The following is a 19,223-nucleotide window of genomic DNA, read 5'->3' as shown; positions in this document are numbered from 1 at the left end:
CGTGCCCGCCGCGACCGGCGCGACCCCGGGACGGGCGTCCATCCGGCTCCCGTAGGATCCGTTTGGTGAACAACCCACGTGTCAGCGTCGTCGTGATCGCGTACAACGACGCCGGGCTCGTGGGCGAGGCCGTCTCGTCGGCCCTCGCCCAGGGCCCGGTCGTCAGCGAGGTCGTCGCGGTGAACGACCAGTCCACCGACGGCACCGCCGAGGTGCTCGACGCCCTGGCCGCCGCCCACCCGCGCCTGAAGGTGATCCACCGCTCGGAGAACAGCGGTGGCTGCGGCACGCCCCGCAACGACGGCATCGCGGCGGCGACCGCTCCGTACGTCCTCTTCCTCGACAGTGACGACGTCCTGCCCGCCGGCGCGGCCGAGGCCCTGCTGGCCGCCGCCGTGCGGGCGAAGGCCCCGGTCACCGTCGGCGCGTGCGTACGCCGCGAGCTGCCGCAGGGCAACGACGTGCCGTGGATGCCGGGCCTGCACACCGGGGGCGACGTGATCGAGCGCCCGGCCGACCGGCCGGACCTCGTCCGCGACACCCTGTGCGTCAACAAGCTGTACGAGCGCGCCTTCCTCGACGAGCACGGCATCCGCTTCCCCGACGGCCGGTTCGTCTACGAGGACTTCGTGTTCACCGCGCGGGTGCTGGCGGCCGCCCCGCGCATCGCCGCCGTCGACGACCTCGTCTACGTCTGGCACGTACGCCGCAGCGCCGCCCAGGTCTCGATCTCGCTGGACCGCAAGGACGTCGGCAACTGGCGCGCCCGTATCGAGGCCCACCGCCGCGCCGCCGAGATCCTCGGCGCCTCCTCGGCCGACCTCGGCCACGCCTGCCAGGTCAAGTTCCTCGACTACGACCTGCCCATGTACCTGCGCGAACTCGGCGACGACCCCGACTACCGGGCCGCCTGGTGGACCCTCACCCGCGACTACCTCGCCACCTTCGACGACGCGGCCGTCGAGGCCGCCGAGGCCGGGGCCCGCTGGATCGTGCGGGTGCTGCGCGCCAGCGCCACGCCGCCCGCCGACGTCGCCCGCCTGACCCGTTTCGCCGCGCAGCCGCCGCGCCTGCTGCCCCCGTACGCCGACGCCGACGGCGTGCCGGTGTGGAGTGAGCAGCTGCCCGTCGAACTCGACGGGCTGGCGGAGCTCCCGGTCGCCGAGCTGCCCGTCACCGTCGACGCCGAACCGGCCGGCGGCCCCCGGATCCGGGTCCGCGTGCACGATCTGTACGGGCGCCTGGCCGCCGCCGGCCCCCGCACCGTCACGCTGACGTTCCTGCCCCGCACCGGCGGCGAGCCCGTCGCCACCGAGCCCGTGCCCCTGCGCCCCGGGAGCGAGGACACGGGCACCTGGGTCGCCGAGCTGCCCTTCCGCCTCCCGGGCCTCGCCGCCACCGGCCGCCGCCGCGGCCTGCGCGGCATGCAGGCCTGGGACGTCCGGGTGGGCGTGGAGTTCTCCGACGGGAGCTCCCTGTTCACCTCCCTGCGCCCCCTGGGTTCCCTGCTGCGGCGCCGGGCGCTGCCCAGCAGCCGGTACGGTGTGCTGCTGGCACAGCCGTACCGGACGGCCGCCGGATCGCTCGCGCTGCGGCTCGCGCCCGGCGCGCAGGGCGCCGCCAACCTCGTACGCAACCGTCTCGGCCGTGCCCGTATGGGCCGCCGGTCCCGCTAGCCACAAGCACCAAGGGAGATGCACATGACCTTTCTGATCACCGGTGGCGCCGGTTACATCGGCGCGCATGTCGTCCGCGCGATGCTGCTCGCAGGGGAGAAGGTCGTCGTCCTGGACGACCTGTCCACGGGCAACGAGGACCGCGTCCCGGAGGGCGTCCCGCTGGTGGTCGGCTCGGTCCTGGACCGGCTGATCCTGGACGAGACCATCAGGCACCACAAGATCACCGGTGTGGTGCACCTGGCGGGCAAGAAGCAGGTCGGCGAGTCCGTCGAGAAGCCGCTGTTCTACTACCACGAGAACGTGGAGGGCCTTCAGGTCCTGCTGGGCGCGGTGGCCCGGGCCGGCATCCGCAACGTCCTGTTCTCCTCCTCGGCGTCCGTGTACGGCATGCCGGACGTGGACCTGGTCACCGAGGACACCCCGGCCGCGCCGCTCAGCCCGTACGGCGAGACCAAGCTGGCCGGCGAGTGGCTGATCCGCGCGGCGGGCAAGGCGCACGGCATCGCCACCGCCTGCCTGCGCTACTTCAACGTGGCGGGCGCCGCGACCCCCGAGCTCGCCGACACCGGTGTCTTCAACCTGGTCCCGATGGTCTTCGAGCGCTACGACAAGGGCGAGGGCGCGCGGATCTTCGGCGACGACTACCCGACCCCGGACGGCACGTGCATCCGCGACTACATCCACGTCGAGGACCTGGCCGAGGCCCACGTGGTCGCCGCGCGCAAGCTCGCCCAGTGGGCGGCGGCCGGCGAGTACCGGGACCTCACCGTCAACATCGGCCGCGGCGAGGGCGTCTCCGTGCGTGAGATGACCGATCTGATGAACGAGATCAGCGGGCACACCCACGAGCCGGTGGTCACCCCGCGCCGCCCCGGCGACCCGGCGAAGGTGGTCGCCTCCGCCGACCGGATCCACGCCGAGCTGGGCTGGAAGGCCCGCCACGACGTCCGCGAGATGATCACCTCGGCGTGGGCGGGCTGGCAGGCGAACCGCGCGGCCGTGCCGCACGAGCGCTGACCGGCGCGCCCGCCGTACCGCAGCACTTACGCATGAACGAAGCCGCCCGCTCCGGAGGAATCCGGGGCGGGCGGCTTCGGTCATGTCACGGGGTCACCGTTCGAGGAACGCGAACAGGTCCTCCCACCGGTCGGTGATCTCGGCGGCGGAGTAGCGCCGGACGTTGCGGAAGGCCGTGTCCCCCAGCCGGTCGCGCAGTTCGCGGTCCGCCATCAGGGCGCTGAGGTGCCCGGCGAGTTCCATGGTGTTGCCCAGCCGCGCCAGCAGCCCGTCCGTGCCGTGGTCGACGATCTCCCGCACGCCCGGCGCGCAGTCGAACGCGACCGGGGCCACGCCCGCCGCCATCGCCTCCAGCAGCGTGATCGGGAACCCTTCGGCCCGCGAGGCCTGCGCGAACACCGACGCCCCGCGCAGCGCGCCCAGGACGTCGTCGGTGCTGCCCATCCACTCGACCGAGTCGTCCAGCCCCAGCGACGTGCAGTGCGCCCGCAGCGCCGCCTCCTCCACACCCGCGCCGAAGATCCGCAGGGTCCAGTCGGGGTGCTGCGGGGCGGCGTCCGCCCAGGCGTCCAGCAGCAGGTCCACGCCCTTCTCGAAGGCGAGCCGGCCCACGGAGGCCACCACCTTCGCCTCCCGCGGTGCGGGGGAGTCCGGCAGGAACGGCAGCGGGTTCGGCATGCTGCCGACGTTCTCCATGCCCGCCCGGATCCACAGGTCCGCGTCCTCGGGGGTGAGCACGAGGAGCCGGTCCACCTCCGGGTACCAGCGGCGGACCCGGTTGCCGCGGGTCGACTTCTGGCTGGCGTCGTACGACTCGTGGCTCATGCCGATGACACTGAGCCCCTTGGTGTCCGCCAGCGCCACCCACTCCATCGCCCACACCTGGGTGACGATCACGACGGAGCCCGGCCGGGCCACGCGGAAGAGGGCGCTGAGCTTCTCCGCCTGCTGGCGCATCCTCGCCCGCCGGGCCGCCTGCCGGCGCCGCTCGGGCGCGTTGAGCCGGCCCTTGATCCCGCTGAGCCTGCGGGCGCTGGGCGGGTGGGCGTCGTACAGCGTCGTCAGCGGGTACGGCAGGTCCGCCGGCAGCTTCTGGCGCAGCTCCTCGGCCACCGGGGCGATGCCGACGAGGTGCACCCGGTGCCCGCGGTCGGTGAACAGCCGGGCCATCTGGTGCGACCAGGTGGTCACACCGCCGAGCTCGTCGACGCTGTTGGAGACGATGAAGATGTCACGGCCCTGGCTCACTTGCCGCTCCCGGTGAAGAACTTCTCGACGATCTGGCGGGCGGCGTCCCCGCGGTCGTACTCGCCGAACTCGGCGAGGAAACGCTGGCGCGCCTCGGCGTACTTGGCGTCCGCCTCGTCGAACGCGGCGATCGCCTGGAGCAGTTCGTCCGCCGTGGCGACCACCGGACCCGGGGCCTTCTCCTTCAGGTCGAAGTAGGTGCCGCGGATGTCGTTCGCGTACGTCTCGTAGTCGTACGCGAAGAACAGCATCGGCCGGTCCAGGACCGCGTAGTCGAACATCACCGACGAGTAGTCCGTGATCAGCCCGTCGGCCAGCGCCAGCAGCGGGGTGATGTCGTGGTGCCGGGAGACGTCGATCACCCGGCCCGCGACGGACGGCGGCAGCGAGACGCTGTTGAGGTAGTGGGTGCGCACCAGCAGCGTGAAGCGGTCGCCCAGCCGCTCGGCGAACTCCTCCACGTCGAAGGGGAAGGTGAATCCCTCGACGGCGCCGTCGGCGTTCGCCCGGAACGTCGGCGCGTACAGCAGCACCTTCGACTCCGGGTCGATGCCCAGCTCCGCCGCCAGCGGCCCGCGCACCCGCTCGCCGCTGTCGGCCTCCTCGCGGTACGCCGCCACCAGGGCGTCGTTGCGGGGGTAGCCGGTGGGCAGCAGCACCTCGTCGCGCAGCCGGAAGCCCTTGGCCAGGGTGCGCCGGTCGTGCTCGGTACGGATCAGGAAGTGGTCGAAGCGGTCGACTGCCGCCTGGAACTTCGCCTGCCCGGCCCGGCCCTGCGCCTTGGTGCGCGGCTCGTGGAAGCCCATCCGCTTCAGCGCGGTGCCGTGCCAGGTCTGGATGTACGTCGTCCCGGGGCGCTTGGTCAGCGCCAGCGGGAAGCCCTGGTTGTCGATCCAGAACTCGGCCTGGGCCAGCGCCCGCAGGTACGGCCAGCTCCACCGCTTGACCAGGGTGGCGTCCTTGGGGAAGCCGGTCGGCTTCGCGCCGGCGTACGACCAGATCGCCTCGAACGCGACGCCCTGGCGGACCATCTCCTCGTAGATCGCCCGGGGGCTGTCGCTGTACTGCTTGCCCAGGTGGCTCTCGAAGACGACCGTGCCCTTCTTGACCGGCAGCTTCGAGAAGACCTCGTGGTAGACCTTCACCTTCTGCTCGCCCGACCCGAGGTTGCGGCGGGCCCGCAGGGCCTTGCGCAGTCCGCGCTTGACGACGTTCGCGGCCTTGCCCTGTATGGCGTTGTTGATCAGGGTCGAGGTGCGGACGGCGGCGGGGCCCTCGGCGATCAGGACGTAGGAGAGGTTGCCCTTCTTGGTCATCTCCGGCTCGAAGCGGTCCGAGACCAGCCGGGTCAGCCGGGGCCGCACCCGCAGGGCGGCCGCCCGGTCCAGGTCGACGCCGCCGACCGAGACCCGGCTGGTGATCCGCTCGTCGCCGGCCGTCAGCTTCAGGCGGACGTCCCAGACGGCGTCGATGACGCCGAGCGGGCGCACGGTGCCGCCGACGTCGGCGGTGGCGGACCACTCGATCGTGTCACCGGCGTGCCGCACGCTCGCCACCGGGAACGTGAACGAGCGCACCCCGATCTGACGGCGGGCCCGGAACTCCAGCTCCGCGCTCAGCTCGGTGTCCGCGCCGATCCGGCCCAGCGGGTTGACCAGGGAGCCCGCCATCGTGACCGTGCCCTGCCCGTCGTCCTCGTACGAGGTCAGCCGGTTGCCCAGCTGGAGGGTGGGCAGCGCGGTGGTGTGGAAGCCCTGGTCGGTGACGTCCAGTATCCGGCGGCCCTCGGCGTCGTCCAGGTGGGCGCCGCCGCACCAGTAGACGCGGCCGTCGCGCATCGCGAGCGGGGAGGACAGCCGGCCCTTGTTGACCATGGCGTCGGCGGCCGGGAGCAGGTTGTCCCAGTCCTCCTTGCCCAGCAGGTAGGCGCAGATCGCCTGCAGGTGGGTGACGTGCCCGTACGCGTCCGGGTCGATGCCGGCCAGGTAGCCGTTGGCCAGCCGGGCGAACTCCTGGCGGTACTCGTCGTCGAGCAGCCGCAGGTCGCGCAGGTGCAGGACCAGGTCGTGCTTGAGGAACTTGGCGTCCTTGGCCGACTTGATGGCCGTGTGGCCCTTGGCGGCCAGTATCTCGTCGACGCGCCGGTGGATCTCCATCCGGTGGACGAAGTTGGCGATCTCGTGACGGCGGTTGCTGATCGACTTGGCGGAGGCCTTCTCGACCACGTTCCAGTGGTAGACCCGGTTGGGGATCAGCGTGATGCGCCGGGCGGCGACGTACGCCTGCGCCGAGAACAGCAGGTCCTCGTAGTGGATCCCGACCGGGAACCGCAGGCCCTGCTCCAGCAGGAACGCGCGCCGGTAGCACTTGTTCGTGGAGAGGGTGTCGTAGACCAGCAGGTCGGGGAACTCGGTGATCGACTCCAGGGTGCGGGTCCGGGAGTAGATCCACGGGTACCACTCGGAGGTCTTGCCGAAACGGTTGTCTACGTAGACCCGTACGCACATGCCCGAGACCAGGTCGGAGCCGGTGCTCTCGGCGGCCGCGAGCATGTTGCGGCAGGCGTTCTGCTCCAGCTCGTCGTCGCTGTCGAGGAACATGACGTACGTGCCGGTGGCCTGCTGGACGCCGTGGTTGCGCGGCGCGCCGCAGCCGCCGCTGTTCTCGGGCAGCCGGAAGGCGCGCACGCGTCCCGGGTGGGCCGCTTCGAGCTCCTGGGCCACCGCGTAGGACCGGTCCGTGCTGCAGTCGTCGACGATCACGACTTCGACCCCGCTCAGGGTCTGCTGCAGCACCGACCGGACGGCGGCCGGCAGACGCTCTGCGTCGTTGTAGACGATGACGACCACGGAGACGTCAGGCACGTGCACCTCGATCCCTTCGTTCCATTCCGCTTAACCCGTCAAAGCTACCCTGTGCCGCGCTCCACCCGGGCAGGCCGACATCCGCCGTGCATACTTCTAAGGAAGAGGTGGTGTCGGGTCCGGTCGCTGACAATCACCCGTTCGGACCCCGCAGGATGTATCCATGACGAAGCTGTCCGTAGTCGTTCCCTGCTACAACGAAGAAGCGGTGGTCGAACGCTTCGACGCGGAGATCCGCAAGGTTCTGGACTCCCTCCCGGTCGCGTACGAGGTCTGCTACGTCGACGACGGCAGCCGCGACGGCACCCTGGAGAAACTTCGCAAGATCGCAGCCGAGCACGGGGGGCACACCCGGTACGTCTCCTTCAGCCGCAACTTCGGCAAGGAGGCCGGCATGCTCGCGGGCCTGCGCGAGGCCACCGGTGACGCCGTCGTGATCATGGACGCGGACCTCCAGCACCCGCCGGAGCTGATCGCCACCATGCTCGACTACTACCGGCAGGGCCACGACCAGATCATCGCCCGCCGCACCCGTGAGGGCGACAAGAAGCTCCGTACGGCGCTCAGCCGCCTCTACTACCGCGGGATCAACCGCTGGGTGGACGTGGAGCTGACCGACGGGGTCGGAGACTTCCGCCTGCTGTCCCGGCCGGCCGTGGACGCGCTGCTGTCGCTGCCCGAGTACAACCGCTTCTCCAAGGGGCTGTTCTCCTGGATCGGTTTCGACACCGTCCACTTCGACTACCGCAACGCCCAGCGCGAGGCAGGCGAGACCAAGTGGAAGTTCGGCTCCCTGCTGAACTACGGCATGGACGGCCTGATCTCCTTCAACAACCGGCCGCTGCGCATCGCCATCTGGTTCGGCGTGTCGCTGGTGGCCCTGGCCACCCTGTACACCCTGTGGATCACCGTCAACGCGATCACCCACGGGATCGACTCACCCGGTTACGTCACCATCGTCGCGATCATGGTGGGCCTCGGCGGAGTCCAGATGATCATGCTGGGCCTGATCGGCGAGTACATCGGACGTATCTACTACGAGACCAAGCGCCGCCCGCACTTCCTGGTCAAGGAGTCGCACGGCACCCCGCCCGCCACTGCGGAGTCCCCTTCCTCGTCCTCTTCCTCTCCCGATGCGCTGACGGTGGAGCGCGGCACCCGATGAACGCGACCACGAAGACCCAGCTCGGCCAGATCATCCGCTTCGGCTTGGTGGGCGCCGTCAACACCGGCACCTACTTCGCGCTGTACCTGCTGCTGCACCTGTGGCTGCCGTACTTCGCCGCATACACGATCGCCTTCCTCCTGGCGATGGTCGGGTCGTTCTTCATGAACACCTACTTCACCTACCGCACCCGGCCCACCTGGAAGAAGTTCCTCCTCTTCCCGCTGACGAACGTCACAAACTTCGTCGTGCAGGGCGCCGGGCTGTACGCCCTCGTCACCTGGGCGGGCATGGACAGCCGGTACGCGTCGCTGGTCGCCGCCGTGGTGGCCATCCCGTTCACCTTCCTGATCTCCCGCAGGATCCTGGTTCCGGGCGGCCGGGCCAAGGCCGCCGAGCCCGAGCCCGCCGGGAGCTCGTCCACGCTCTGAAACCGGCGGGCGGGCCGCGCCGCCCACCCCGTAGATTGAACACCGCACAACCGGACGACCGGGTGGACAGGGCAAGGGGATGGACGTGTCAGGGGCAAGGCAGGGCGTCGTGGACGCCCGCAGGATCGTGGTCAAGGTCGGCTCCTCCTCCCTCACCACCGCCGCCGGCGGGCTCGACGCGGACCGCGTGGACGCGCTGGTCGACGTCCTGGCCAAGGCGCGCAGCGGCGGCGAGAAGGAGATCGTGCTGGTCTCCAGTGGCGCCATCGCCGCCGGTCTCGCCCCGCTCGGCCTGCGCCGCAGGCCCAAGGACCTGGCCCGGCAGCAGGCGGCCGCCAGCGTCGGCCAGGGCCTGCTCGTCGCCCGCTACACCGCCTCCTTCGCGCGCTACGGCGTCCGCGTCGGCCAGGTGCTGCTCACCACCGACGACACCAGCCGCCGGGCCCACTACCGCAACGCGTTCCGCACCCTGGACCAGCTCCTGACCATGGGCGCCCTCCCGGTCGTCAACGAGAACGACACCGTCGCCACGGACGAGATCCGCTTCGGCGACAACGACCGGCTGGCCGCCCTGGTCGCCCACCTGGTCCGCGCCGACCTGCTGGTCCTGCTCTCCGACGTGGACGGCCTCTACGACGGCGACCCCGCCCTGCCGGGCACGAGCCGCATCGATGAGGTCCACGGCCCCTCCGACATCGAGCACGTCTCCATCGGCAGCGCGGGCAAGGCGGGCGTCGGCACGGGCGGCATGGTCACCAAGGTGGAGGCCGCGCGGATCGCCGCGGCGGCCGGCATCCCGGTCGTCCTCACCTCCGCCAGCCAGGCCGCGGACGCCCTGGCGGGCCGCGGCACCGGCACCCTCTTCCACGCCACGGGCCGCCGCTCCGCGGACCGCCTGCTCTGGCTCCAGCACGCCTCCACCCCGCAGGGCCACCTCGTCCTGGACGACGGCGCGGTCGCCGCGGTCACCGAGCGCGGCAGCTCGCTGCTGCCGGCCGGCATCGCGGCGGTCGAGGGCGACTTCGTCGCCGGGGACCCGGTGGAACTGCGCGCCCAGGACGGCCGCGCGGTCGCCCGCGGCCTGGTCAATTTCGACGCCAAGGAGCTCCCGCAGCTGCTGGGCCGCTCCACGCGGGAGCTGGCCCGGGAACTGGGGGCCGCGTACGAACGTGAGGTCGTCCACCGCGACGATCTGGTCCTTCTGGAGGGCTGAGGTTCGGCAAAACCGACGCAAGACGGCCCCGGGACTGGTCAACTGTCAGGGGATGGGAGCACGCGGACGGGCAGAGGAGGCGGCTGGTGGGACGAGCGCTGACCAGCGTCGGCGGCGGGGGCGGCGGCGAGGACGACCGGCCCGAGTCCCGCCTGTGGCACGTCACCCTCAGCGTCTCCGGCAAGCCGGTGCCGCTGGGCGAGGTCCGGCGGTCCCTGGAGCAACTGGCCCATGACCACCCGTTCCTGCTGACGAGCCGGTACGCGGCGGACCACGCGGAGATCCGCTACTGGGAAGAGGCCCGCGACCTCCACGACGCGGCGGCCGTCGCCCTGCGCCTGTGGGGCGAGCACCGCTCCTCGGCGCAGCTCCCGCCCTGGGAGATCGTCGGCCTGGAGGTCATCGACCGCGCGACCTACCACCAACGCGTAGCCGAGGGCTACGGCCCCCCACCAGCCACCCGAGTAGGCGTCCACCCCTACTGACCCCCCCCCCCACCCCAGCCCCGCCGGCGTTTGAGGCGCGGGGCCCGGCGCGGAGCCCCGGTTCGGGAAGGGGCGGGGTGGGGAAAGGCTCCGCGCAGCGGCCCCACCGCACCCGCGCCCCCACCCCACCGCACCCGCGCACCCACCGGTCCCCAGATCCGTGCCGTGGACCACACCGCGGACCCGTCTCGTGGGGTGAAACCCCACCCCGCGGCCCCGGGCCACAGGACTACCCTGGGCCGCATGACCTCGTCGAACACCGCCTCCACACCCGTCACCGCAACGGCCACCGCCGCCCGCGTCGCCGCCGCGGTCCTCGCCCCCCTGCCGCGGTCCGCCAAGGACACCGCGCTGCTCGCGATCGCCGACGCCCTGGAGGCCCGTACCGACGAGATCGTCGAGGCCAACGCCACCGACGTCGCCAAGGCCCGCGCCGCCGGCACCAGCGAGACCGTCGTCGACCGCCTCACCCTCACCCCCGACCGCGTCCGCGCCATCGCCTCCGACGTCCGCGACGTCGCCGCCCTCCCCGACCCCGTCGGCGAGGTCGTCCGCGGCTCCACGCTCCCCAACGGCATCGACCTCCGCCAGATCCGCGTCCCCCTCGGCGTCGTCGGCATCATCTACGAGGCCCGCCCCAACGTCACCGTCGACGCCGCCGCCCTCTGCCTGAAGTCCGGCAACGCCGTCCTGCTGCGCGGCAGCTCCTCCGCCTACGCCTCCAACACCGCCCTGGTGGCCATCCTCCGCGACGCCGTCGAGAGCACCGGCCTGCCCGCCGACGCGATCCAGCTCGTCCCCGGCGAGAGCCGCGACTCCGTACGCGAACTCATGCGCGCCCGCGGCCTGGTCGACGTCCTCATCCCGCGCGGCGGCGCGTCCCTCATCAAGACCGTCGTCGAGGAGTCCACGGTCCCCGTCATCGAGACCGGCACCGGCAACTGCCACGTCTACGTCGACGCCCAGGCCGACCTCGACATGGCCGTCGAGATCCTCATCAACTCCAAGGCCCAGCGCCCCTCGGTCTGCAACTCCGCCGAGACCCTCCTGGTCCACCGCGACATCGCCGACGCCTTCCTGCCGCGCGCCCTCGACGCCCTCGCCGACGCCGGCGTGACCGTCCACGGCGACGACCGCGTCCTCAAGGCCGCCGAGGGCGGCAAGGTCACCGCCCTCCCCGCCACCGACGAGGACTGGGCCGCCGAGTACCTCTCGTACGACATCGCCGCCGGCGTCGTGGACTCCCTCGACGACGCCGTCAGCCACATCCGCCGCTGGACCTCCGGCCACACCGAGGCCATCGTCACCACCTCGCAGGCCGCCGCCCGCCGCTTCACCCAGCTGGTCGACTCGACCACGGTTGCCGTGAATGCGTCCACCCGGTTCACCGACGGTGGCCAGTTCGGATTCGGTGCCGAGATCGGTATCTCCACCCAGAAGCTGCACGCCAGGGGCCCGATGGGACTGCCGGAGCTGACCTCCACCAAGTACATCGTCACCGGAGACGGTCACATCAGGTAACCACCGCCTCCACTCCGTGTGGCCGGATTTCGGCACATGGCCTGCCCAAAGCCGCCCCCCAGGTCTACGCTGGTCCCGTGCCGGACGACGTGGGGGGCAAGCCGTTCCCGGACGACGGGGAGCCCGACGACGACCGCGGAGGCGCGGACCAGGACTTCGCCTCCGTGGTGTTCGACGAGGACTTCGTCCGGAACGCCGCGATTCATGAACCGAGCGCCGCCGAGCGCCAGCGGGCCGCCGAGGCCGCCCGCGCGGTCGCCGGCGGCCACGAGGGCTACGACGGGTACGAGGGCTTCGAGCTCTACGACGGCCCCGGTCACGGCTACGGGCCCGACGCCGACTTCCAGCCCTACGATCCCGACGGCGCCGCCCACGGGTACGGCTACGGTCCGTACGGGGCCTACGGCGGCGCCCTGCGGCCCTACCGCGGCCGCTCCCGCTGGCTGCGGCCCGTGGCCTGGGTGCTCGCCGTCGTGATGGGCGTCGGCATGGTCGCCCTGGCCTTCTCCGCGGTCTACCGGGCCGTCTCCGACGACCCCGAACCCCAGGCCCCGGCGCCGGCCAGCACCCCGCTGACCGAAGTCACCGGAACTGGCGCGTTTATGTATCCCGCCGGGCGACAACCCTGAAAGTACGACCCTCTCACGCGCGAACAGCGGGGAGACCCCATGGCCGTACCAGGAGAGCCACCTGACGGCACCCCCGAGGACGAATACCGGTCGGTGGTGTTCGACGAGGACTTCGTCCGGGCTGCCCGCCTCCAGGAGTTCTCGGCGCAGGAACGCATGGGCGAGCACGCCCGCGCCGTGCGCAGCCGCTCCCTGTGGTCCGGCCACGGCGGCGGTGACGGCACCCCCGGCCGCCGCTCCCGGCAGGGCCTGCTGCTGGTGCTCCTGATCGCCGTGGCCTTCGCCTCGGCCGTTTACATGGGCCTGCGCAACCCGTACGTCCCGCTGCCCGACACCCGCACCGAGCCCTTCAACAGCACGGTCGTCCCGCTCGCACCCTCCCGTACGGTCGCGGGCGGGCGGGCCTCCGACCTGTACGCCAGGAGCCCGGCCGCCGACTACCGGGTCGGCGCGGCCGGCATCACCATGCCCGCCGTGCGCCGCACCCCGCACTTCACCGACGCCCAGGTGGTCGCCGCCCTGACCGTCGCCAAGGACTACCTGGTGCAGTCCTCGCTGGAGCCCGACGTCCTGGCCGGCACCGCCTCCCGGCCGGTACGGGTCCTGCTCGACCCCGACCAGCTGGCGCAGTTCGACCGCAGCATGACCTCACCGTCCGGCGACGGGCGGCACGCGGCCACCGGCTGGCTGGTCCGCTTCGACCCGGCCACCGCCGTGGTCGCCGACTCCCGCGTCCGGGTGAACGGCACCCTCACCTTCGAGGAGGTCGCCCCGGACGTCCTGGAGGTCTTCACCGACCACACCTTCGTGTACGCCGTCCGCCCCGCCACCCCCGGAGCGCCGGCCGCGCACGACGGCGCCTCGCTCTTCACCGTCCGGCGCGAGCTGCGGCTGCGCTTCGACCGCGAGGACCTGCTGGCCCGCCGCGCGGAGCTGCTGACGGCGTACGTGGTGGCGGGGCCGCAGGACTGTTCCGCTGAGACCGCCGACGGCTTCCGCCCGGCCCTCGCCGGGGCCGCCGCCAGCACCGTGGGCCCCGCGGCCACCGACCCCTACGCGGCGGGCCATCCGCGACGCGCGGCCGGCCTGTGCGGCGTCCTCGCCCCGGAGGCCCAGCCCAGCCCCTCCGGAGCGGGCACCGGCTGACCCCCTAGCCCTTGTCGCCGCCGCCCGCGTTGCCGTTGCCGCCGCCGGTGAACTTGTCGCGCAGCTTGCCGCCGACGTCCGCCGCGCCGCCCGCTATGTCGCCGACCAGCTTGAACAGCGGGTCCTTGCTGTTGCGCACGGCGTCGGCGTAGTGCGAGGCCGACTCCCGGAAGGAGTCCGTCACCGACGTGTCCTTGTCCTCCTCGCGGCGCGGGTAGTGGCCGTCCATGATCCGCTGGTAGTCCCGGCTCTGCGACCACTTCTTCAGCTCGGCGGCCCGCACCGTGGTGAAGGGGTGCGTGCGCGGCAGCACGTTGAGGATCTTCAGCACGGAGTCGCGCAGGTCACCGCTGGACTCGTACTCCTCGGCCTGCGCGAGGAAGGCGTCCACATTCATCTCGTGCAGGTGGTTGCCACCCGCGATCTTCATCAGGCCGCGCATCGAGGCCTGCGCGTCCTGCCCGACGAGCAGACCGGCACGGTCCGCCGACAGCTCCGACTTGCGGAACCACTCCCGCAGCGCCGTCACGATCGTCATGATCGCCACATTGCCCAGCGGGATCCACGCGACCTTCAGCGCCAGGTTCGTCAGGAACAGCAGGATCGTGCGGTACACGGCGTGCCCCGACAGCGCGTGGCCCACCTCGTGGCCCACGACCGCCCGCATCTCCTCCTCGTCGAGCAGCTCGACGAGCCCCGTGGTCACCACGATGATCGGCTCGTCCAGGCCGATGCACATCGCGTTGGGCTTCGGGTCCTGCTGGACGTACATCTGGGGGACCTTCTCCAGGTCCAGGATGTAACAGGCGTCGCGCAGCATCGCGTACAGGTGCGGGAACTGGGTCTCGCCCACCCGCACCGACTCCGAAAGGAACATCAGCCGCAGGCTGCGCTCCGGCAGCAGTGCGCTGAGCGCCTTGAACACGGTGTCGAACCCGGAGAGCTTGCGCAGCGCCACCAGCGCCGAGCGGTCCGCCGGATGTTCGTACGCCCGCGAGGAAATGCCCGGGAACCTCCTGCGGTCCCGGGCCGGTACCGCCTTGTCGAACGTGCCGTCTGTCATCGGGCCCTCCCCCTTGATCGGCCTGCAGTGCCGTGCGTCTATCCTCCCTAACGCCTGAGTCGGCGCGAGCGTGCCCCAGGCGCCCACATACGATGTGAGCGAAGTCTCCGCCCGCACCCCCGACCCCGATTGGTACCTGCCTGATGAGCATCACCTCCACCGCACAGAGCCTGGTTCTCCTCGCCTCGGAGGGGGCCGAGCAGCACGGCGGCAACCACGACAGCCTCAACCCCTACGTCACCGGCGGCGGCGCCTTCCTCATCCTGATGCTGCTGCTCTGGGTGACCACCCGCCTCAACCGCGACCGCTGAATCCACCGCAGCCGTCGGACAAGCACTCGAACCCGGGTCCGGTTCCGGCCATCGGGCCGGTAGGGTCTGCGCTCATGGGAGAGCAGGAAACGCCTACCGGCCCGGTCAAGCGCCGGATCGGTGTGATGGGCGGGACATTCGACCCGATCCACCACGGACACCTGGTGGCCGCCAGTGAGGTGGCCGCACTGTTCCACCTCGATGAGGTGATCTTCGTACCGACCGGTCAGCCGTGGCAGAAGTCGCACGGCGCGGTCTCGCCGGCCGAGGACCGTTACCTCATGACGGTCATCGCCACGGCCTCGAATCCGCAGTTCTCGGTCAGTCGTATCGACATCGACCGCGGCGGGCCGACGTACACGATCGACACCCTCAGGGACCTGCGCGCGCTCAACGACGACGCGGACCTGTTCTTCATCACCGGTGCCGATGCCCTCGCGCAGATCCTGACCTGGCGCAACGCGGAGGAACTCTTCTCCCTCGCCCACTTCATCGGAGTGACCCGCCCCGGCCACCTCCTCACCGACGACGGTCTGCCCGAGGGCGGCGTCTCGCTCGTGGAGGTTCCGGCCCTGGCGATCTCGTCCACGGACTGCCGGGCCCGGGTGGCCCAGGGCGATCCTGTGTGGTACCTGGTGCCGGACGGTGTGGTGCGCTACATCGACAAGCGAGAGCTGTACCGGGGAGCCTGAGGCTTTTCCCGTCAGAGAGGGGCACGCGGTGAACGAGGAGCAGCAGCTCGTCGGATACGACGCCTACGGGCGGCCGGTGTACGCCGCCGTGCCCCCTCAGCAGCAGTACGACCAGTACCAGCAGTACCCCGGGTACGACCAGCAGCAGTACGGCTACGACACGTACCCGCAGGCGCAGGCGTACCCCGACCAGCAGCACCAGCAGCAGTACTACGGGTACGGGGCCCAGCCGCAGTACCCGCCCCAGCAGGTGCCGCAGCCCCCGCCGCCCCCGCAGCCCCAGCAGTGGGTCCAGCAGCAGCCCCCCGCCCAGGTGCCCGAGCCGCGCCGCCCGGAGCCCGGCCGGAGCGGCCCGGCCGCCCCCGCCCCCGCCTCCGCCGCCCCGGCCCCCGACTACCGCACCGAGCAGTTCGCCTTCCTCGACCAGCCCGACGAGGACTCCGACGACGTCATCGACTGGCTGAAGTTCACCGAGAGCCGTACCGAGCGCCGGGAGGAGGCGCGCCGCCGCGGCCGCAACCGCGTGGTGGCGCTGACCGTCGTCCTCGCCCTGTTCGTCGTCGGCGGCGCCGGCTACCTCTGGTACACGGGCAAGCTCCCGGGCCTGTCCGGACCGGCGGCGAAGAAGCCCGCCACCGCCGCCGCCGGACCGCAGCAGCGCGACATGATCGTCGTGCACCTGCACCACACCAAGAAGGGCGGCACCTCCACCGCCCTCCTGGTCGACAACGTCACCACCAAGCGGGGCGCCACCGTCCTGCTGCCCAACAGCCTCTCCGTCCCCAGGGACGACGGCACCGCCGTGGGCCTGGGCGCCTCCGTCGAGCAGGACGGCCTCGGCGGCACGCGCGAGGCCCTCGACGCGATGCTCGGCACGGACATCGGCGGCACCTGGCGGCTCGACACCCCGTACCTGGAGAACCTGGTCGACCAGGTCGGCGGCATCGAGGTGGACACCGACAGCGCCGTCGCCGCCGACGACAAGGCCGGGACGCCGGCCGTCGCCCAGGGCCCCAAGCAGAGCCTGAAGGGCGCGATGGCCGTCGCGTACGCCACCCACCGCGCCCCGAACGAGCCCGAGGCCAAGCAGCTGGAGCGGTTCGGCAAGGTGCTCCTGGCCGTGCTGCGCAAGGTCCCCAGCGACGCGAAGTCCGCGATCGTCGCCGTGGAGACCCTGGCCCAGATCCTGGACCCCTCGCTGAACGAGCAGACGCTCGGCACCGCGCTGGCCAAGCTCGCCGAGCACGCCAAGGTGGGGGAGTACCGCACCGAGGTCGTGCCGGTGAAGGCCGACGGCACCCTGACCGACGACGCGAACAAGAAGGTCGTCAAGGAACTCCTCGGCGGCTCCCTCACCGCCCCGCAGGCCGGCACCGCCCCGCGCGTCGGCCTCAAGGACGCCACCGGCGACGAGAAGACCCGGACCGCGGCCAGGGCGGCGCTGATGAACGGCGGCTACACCTACGTCGACGGCGGCCGGGCGGGCCAGACCCAGAGCGCCTCGCTGATCACGTACCAGGACGACGCGCAGCGCGAGAAGGCGGTCGAGGTCGCCAAGACGCTCGGGCTGCCCGAGACGGTGGTCAAGAAGGCCGAGAACGCGGTCAACGCCGACGTCGTGGTGACCCTGGGCAAGGACTACAAGCCGTCCTGATCCGTTCCCCGTCCTCCCCCTGACCTGCTGCGCACGTATTGACGTGGGCGGGGTCGGCGGCCCATGAGACCCTTGTAAGGATCTGCCCGCCGACCCGAAAGCATGGCCAGTGACCGCCACGGACCGCTCCATCGAGCTCATCACCGCCGCCGCCCAGGCAGCGGCCGACCGGCTCGCGCACGACATCATCGCGTACGACGTCAGCGACGTGCTGTCGATCACCGACGCCTTCCTGCTCGCGTCGGCGCCCAACGACCGCCAGGTCAAGTCCATCGTCGACGAGATCGAGGAGCGCCTGCTCAAGGAGCTCGGCGCCAAGCCGGTGCGCCGCGAGGGCGACCGCGACGCCCGCTGGATCCTGCTCGACTACGTCGACATCGTCGTGCACGTGCAGCACAGCGAGGAGCGGGTCTTCTACGCGCTGGAGCGCCTGTGGAAGGACTGCCCCGAGATCGAGCTGCCCGAGGACGCCAAGCTGACGCGCGGCAAGGCGGAGGAGCACGCCAAGCTGCGTGAGGCGGCCGGCGACGACGACCTGGACGGTGATCTGTTCTGAGCACGACCAGCACCAGCGGTTCCCGGACCGGCCGCAAGATCGTCCTGTGGCGGCACGGCCAGACGTCCTGGAACCTCGAGCGCCGTTTCCAGGGCTCCACGGACATCGGGCTGACCGGCACCGGCGTGGCGCAGGCCCGCCGCGCCGCCCGCCTGCTCGCCTCGCTGCGGCCGGACGCCATCGTGTCCTCCGACCTCAGCCGGGCCGCGGCGACCGCCGCGGAGCTGGCCTCCGTCACGGGCCTGCCCGTCGAGCACGACGAGGCGCTGCGCGAGACGTACGCGGGCGAGTGGCAGGGCCTCACGCACGACGAGATCCTGGCGAAGTACGGCGAGCAGTACGCGGCGTGGAAGCGCGGCGAGCCCGTGCGCCGGGGCGGCGGTGAGCTGGAGACGGAGGTCGCCGACCGGGCGGCTCCCGTCGTGCTGCGGCACGCGGAGCGTCTCGGCGAGAACGGCACCCTGGTCGTGGTCAGCCACGGAGGCACCATCCGTACCACCATCGGCCGGCTGCTGGGCCTGGAGGCGGGCTCCTGGGAGAGCCTGGGCGGGCTCTCCAACTGCTGCTGGTCCGTGCTCGGCGAGGGCGCGCGCGGCTGGCGTCTGCTGGAGCACAACGCCGGCACGCTGCCGGAGCCGGTGCTCGGCGACGACGACTGAACGCCCTGGTGGGGGCGCTGTGGGCGCGTCGTGGGTGCGCCGTGGGCGCCCCTCGGACCCGGATTTCACTTTCCGGCTGGTCACAGGCTAAAGTTCTTCTTGTTCGCAGCGAAGACCGCAGGAAACGGCGGGAAGCGCGGCGGAGAGCGGGGCTATAGCTCAGTTGGTAGAGCGCCTGCATGGCATGCAGGAGGTCAGGAGTTCAATTCTCCTTAGCTCCACAAGTACGTAGGATCCCGTCCCCAACAGGGGGCGGGATCCTTGCTTTTTGTCCCCGCTGCCCGTTCTCCTGCTGACGTGGCAGAATCGGACGGCCGGAGGGGGAGACGACGGCCCGAAGCGGGAGGGAGTCGCTGACGGATGGGTGCACACCGGCGGCGGTGCGACTGGTGCGACAACGGCACGCCGATCGTGCGGGACATGGACCCGGTCAACCCCGACTACCAGTACTGGTGCGAGGAATGCGCGCGGGCGCTGATCATAAAAGGCGACCCCATCGAGACGTACCGGGAGCTGGAGGGGGAGCCGATCTACGGCCGCCTGCTCGACGAGCACTGCACGCTCAAACGCTTCTACCAGTTCGCCCGCGCCTGACGGACGAACCGGACAGATCGACGCGTGCGGAAACCGATTTTTGGACCTGGGCCATGACCGTGTAATGTTCTCGATGTCGCCAGGGGGAACCGGCAAGGGAGACCGAGCAGGGGCCCGGCGGCAGAGAAGCAAGGGGCTATAGCTCAGTTGGTAGAGCGCCTGCATGGCATGCAGGAGGTCAGGAGTTCAATTCTCCTTAGCTCCACAGGAGAGAAGCGGGGGGCCCCGCCCGGGGGGGGGGCGGGGCGGGGGGGGGGGGGGGCCCGCGCGGCAGCAGGCCCCCCCCGGGGCCAGCC

General features: G+C 71.5%; 18 protein-coding genes and 2 tRNA genes. 17 read left to right on the top strand and 3 right to left on the bottom strand.

Annotated features, from left to right (window positions below; all coding sequences use genetic code 11):
• The first annotated feature begins 65 nt into the window (after positions 1-65).
• The gene (locus ACZ6KO_RS11445) at positions 66-1,676 is read left to right on the top strand and encodes a glycosyltransferase (protein WP_469303084.1); all 1,611 of its coding nucleotides are present in this window, start codon (positions 66-68) and stop codon (positions 1,674-1,676) included.
• Between the two features lie 24 nt (positions 1,677-1,700).
• Positions 1,701-2,696: a UDP-glucose 4-epimerase GalE gene (galE, locus tag ACZ6KO_RS11440; RefSeq protein WP_469303081.1), complete on the top strand. Its 996-nt coding sequence runs from the start codon at positions 1,701-1,703 to the stop codon at positions 2,694-2,696.
• A 93-nt stretch (positions 2,697-2,789) separates the two neighbouring features.
• On the opposite strand, the gene ACZ6KO_RS11435 is transcribed toward galE, so the two are convergent.
• On the bottom strand, positions 2,790-3,944 hold the full coding sequence (locus ACZ6KO_RS11435) for a glycosyltransferase (RefSeq protein ID WP_469303079.1): 1,155 nt from the start codon (positions 3,942-3,944) through the stop codon (positions 2,790-2,792).
• Positions 3,941-6,814 (bottom strand): bifunctional glycosyltransferase/CDP-glycerol:glycerophosphate glycerophosphotransferase, encoded by a 2,874-nt coding sequence (locus ACZ6KO_RS11430; RefSeq protein WP_469303077.1) that lies wholly within the window; start codon positions 6,812-6,814, stop codon positions 3,941-3,943. Before ACZ6KO_RS11430 ends, ACZ6KO_RS11435 begins: the two co-directional genes overlap by 4 nt.
• Before the next feature lie 157 nt (positions 6,815-6,971).
• On the opposite strand from ACZ6KO_RS11430, the gene ACZ6KO_RS11425 reads away from it, so the two are divergent.
• The 7 genes from ACZ6KO_RS11425 to ACZ6KO_RS11395 all read left to right on the top strand — a co-directional run bounded on the left by ACZ6KO_RS11425 (position 6,972) and on the right by ACZ6KO_RS11395 (position 13,398).
• The gene (locus tag ACZ6KO_RS11425) at positions 6,972-7,973 is read left to right on the top strand and encodes a glycosyltransferase family 2 protein (protein WP_469303075.1); all 1,002 of its coding nucleotides are present in this window, start codon (positions 6,972-6,974) and stop codon (positions 7,971-7,973) included.
• Positions 7,970-8,404, top strand: coding sequence for a GtrA family protein (locus tag ACZ6KO_RS11420; protein ID WP_469303073.1), 435 nt, complete (start codon positions 7,970-7,972; stop codon positions 8,402-8,404). Before ACZ6KO_RS11425 ends, ACZ6KO_RS11420 begins: the two co-directional genes overlap by 4 nt.
• Positions 8,405-8,489: 85 nt before the next feature.
• Positions 8,490-9,617, top strand: a complete 1,128-nt coding sequence (gene proB / locus ACZ6KO_RS11415; protein WP_469303071.1) for a glutamate 5-kinase — start codon at positions 8,490-8,492, stop codon at positions 9,615-9,617.
• Positions 9,618-9,700: 83 nt separating this feature from the next.
• Positions 9,701-10,102, top strand: a complete 402-nt coding sequence (locus ACZ6KO_RS11410; RefSeq protein ID WP_469303876.1) for a hypothetical protein — start codon at positions 9,701-9,703, stop codon at positions 10,100-10,102.
• A 165-nt stretch (positions 10,103-10,267) separates the two neighbouring features.
• A complete protein-coding gene (locus tag ACZ6KO_RS11405) occupies positions 10,268-11,623 on the top strand; it encodes a glutamate-5-semialdehyde dehydrogenase (protein WP_469303069.1) in 1,356 nt (451 codons plus the stop codon).
• Positions 11,624-11,700: 77 nt separating this feature from the next.
• Complete coding sequence (locus tag ACZ6KO_RS11400; RefSeq protein ID WP_401448547.1) at positions 11,701-12,252, top strand: SCO2584 family spore wall biosynthesis protein; 552 nt, start codon at positions 11,701-11,703, stop codon at positions 12,250-12,252.
• A gap of 39 nt (positions 12,253-12,291) precedes the next feature.
• Positions 12,292-13,398: an SCO2583 family membrane protein gene (locus ACZ6KO_RS11395; RefSeq protein WP_469303067.1), complete on the top strand. Its 1,107-nt coding sequence runs from the start codon at positions 12,292-12,294 to the stop codon at positions 13,396-13,398.
• Positions 13,399-13,402: 4 nt separating this feature from the next.
• On the opposite strand, the gene ACZ6KO_RS11390 is transcribed toward ACZ6KO_RS11395, so the two are convergent.
• Positions 13,403-14,461 (bottom strand): M48 family metallopeptidase, encoded by a 1,059-nt coding sequence (locus tag ACZ6KO_RS11390; RefSeq protein ID WP_469303065.1) that lies wholly within the window; start codon positions 14,459-14,461, stop codon positions 13,403-13,405.
• 143 nt (positions 14,462-14,604) lie between these two features.
• Here ACZ6KO_RS11390 and ACZ6KO_RS11385 point away from each other — a divergent pair, with 143 nt between their 5' ends.
• From ACZ6KO_RS11385 to ACZ6KO_RS11350, 8 genes are all read left to right on the top strand, one after another.
• On the top strand, positions 14,605-14,772 hold the full coding sequence (locus ACZ6KO_RS11385) for a hypothetical protein (protein WP_469303062.1): 168 nt from the start codon (positions 14,605-14,607) through the stop codon (positions 14,770-14,772).
• Between the two features lie 74 nt (positions 14,773-14,846).
• Positions 14,847-15,464, top strand: a complete 618-nt coding sequence (nadD, locus tag ACZ6KO_RS11380) for a nicotinate-nucleotide adenylyltransferase (RefSeq protein ID WP_469303059.1) — start codon at positions 14,847-14,849, stop codon at positions 15,462-15,464.
• Between the two features lie 28 nt (positions 15,465-15,492).
• A complete protein-coding gene (locus ACZ6KO_RS11375; RefSeq protein ID WP_469303057.1) occupies positions 15,493-17,118 on the top strand; it encodes an LCP family protein in 1,626 nt (541 codons plus the stop codon).
• Positions 17,119-17,227: 109 nt separating this feature from the next.
• Positions 17,228-17,674 carry a ribosome silencing factor gene (rsfS, locus tag ACZ6KO_RS11370; protein ID WP_401448560.1) on the top strand — a complete coding sequence of 149 codons (447 nt, stop codon included), beginning with the start codon at positions 17,228-17,230 and terminating at the stop codon, positions 17,672-17,674.
• Positions 17,671-18,333: a histidine phosphatase family protein gene (locus ACZ6KO_RS11365; RefSeq protein WP_469303874.1), complete on the top strand. Its 663-nt coding sequence runs from the start codon at positions 17,671-17,673 to the stop codon at positions 18,331-18,333. The genes rsfS and ACZ6KO_RS11365 overlap by 4 nt, the downstream gene beginning before the upstream one ends.
• A 148-nt stretch (positions 18,334-18,481) precedes the next feature.
• A tRNA-Ala gene (locus ACZ6KO_RS11360) sits at positions 18,482-18,554 on the top strand.
• Between the two features lie 139 nt (positions 18,555-18,693).
• Complete coding sequence (locus ACZ6KO_RS11355; RefSeq protein WP_030229679.1) at positions 18,694-18,927, top strand: hypothetical protein; 234 nt, start codon at positions 18,694-18,696, stop codon at positions 18,925-18,927.
• Positions 18,928-19,059: 132 nt separating this feature from the next.
• Positions 19,060-19,132: transfer RNA gene (locus ACZ6KO_RS11350), tRNA-Ala, on the top strand.
• Positions 19,133-19,223: the final 91 nt, after the last annotated feature.

This window comes from Streptomyces sp. NPDC042102 (assembly GCF_055582305.1).
This window is presented reverse-complemented; position numbering and strand designations above follow the sequence as displayed.

Bases quoted from the DNA above. Each gene is read 5' to 3' on its own strand.
- galE (WP_469303081.1), top strand. From the start codon at position 1,701: ATGACCTTTCTGATCACCGGTGGCGCCGGTTACATCGGCGCGCATGTC.
- ACZ6KO_RS11425 (WP_469303075.1), top strand. From the start codon at position 6,972: ATGACGAAGCTGTCCGTAGTCGTTCCCTGCTACAACGAAGAAGCGGTG.
- ACZ6KO_RS11420 (WP_469303073.1), top strand. From the start codon at position 7,970: ATGAACGCGACCACGAAGACCCAGCTCGGCCAGATCATCCGCTTCGGC.
- ACZ6KO_RS11395 (WP_469303067.1), top strand. From the start codon at position 12,292: ATGGCCGTACCAGGAGAGCCACCTGACGGCACCCCCGAGGACGAATAC.
- ACZ6KO_RS11390 (WP_469303065.1), bottom strand. From the start codon at position 14,461: ATGACAGACGGCACGTTCGACAAGGCGGTACCGGCCCGGGACCGCAGG.
- ACZ6KO_RS11385 (WP_469303062.1), top strand. From the start codon at position 14,605: ATGAGCATCACCTCCACCGCACAGAGCCTGGTTCTCCTCGCCTCGGAG.
- nadD (WP_469303059.1), top strand. From the start codon at position 14,847: ATGGGAGAGCAGGAAACGCCTACCGGCCCGGTCAAGCGCCGGATCGGT.
- ACZ6KO_RS11355 (WP_030229679.1), top strand. From the start codon at position 18,694: ATGGGTGCACACCGGCGGCGGTGCGACTGGTGCGACAACGGCACGCCG.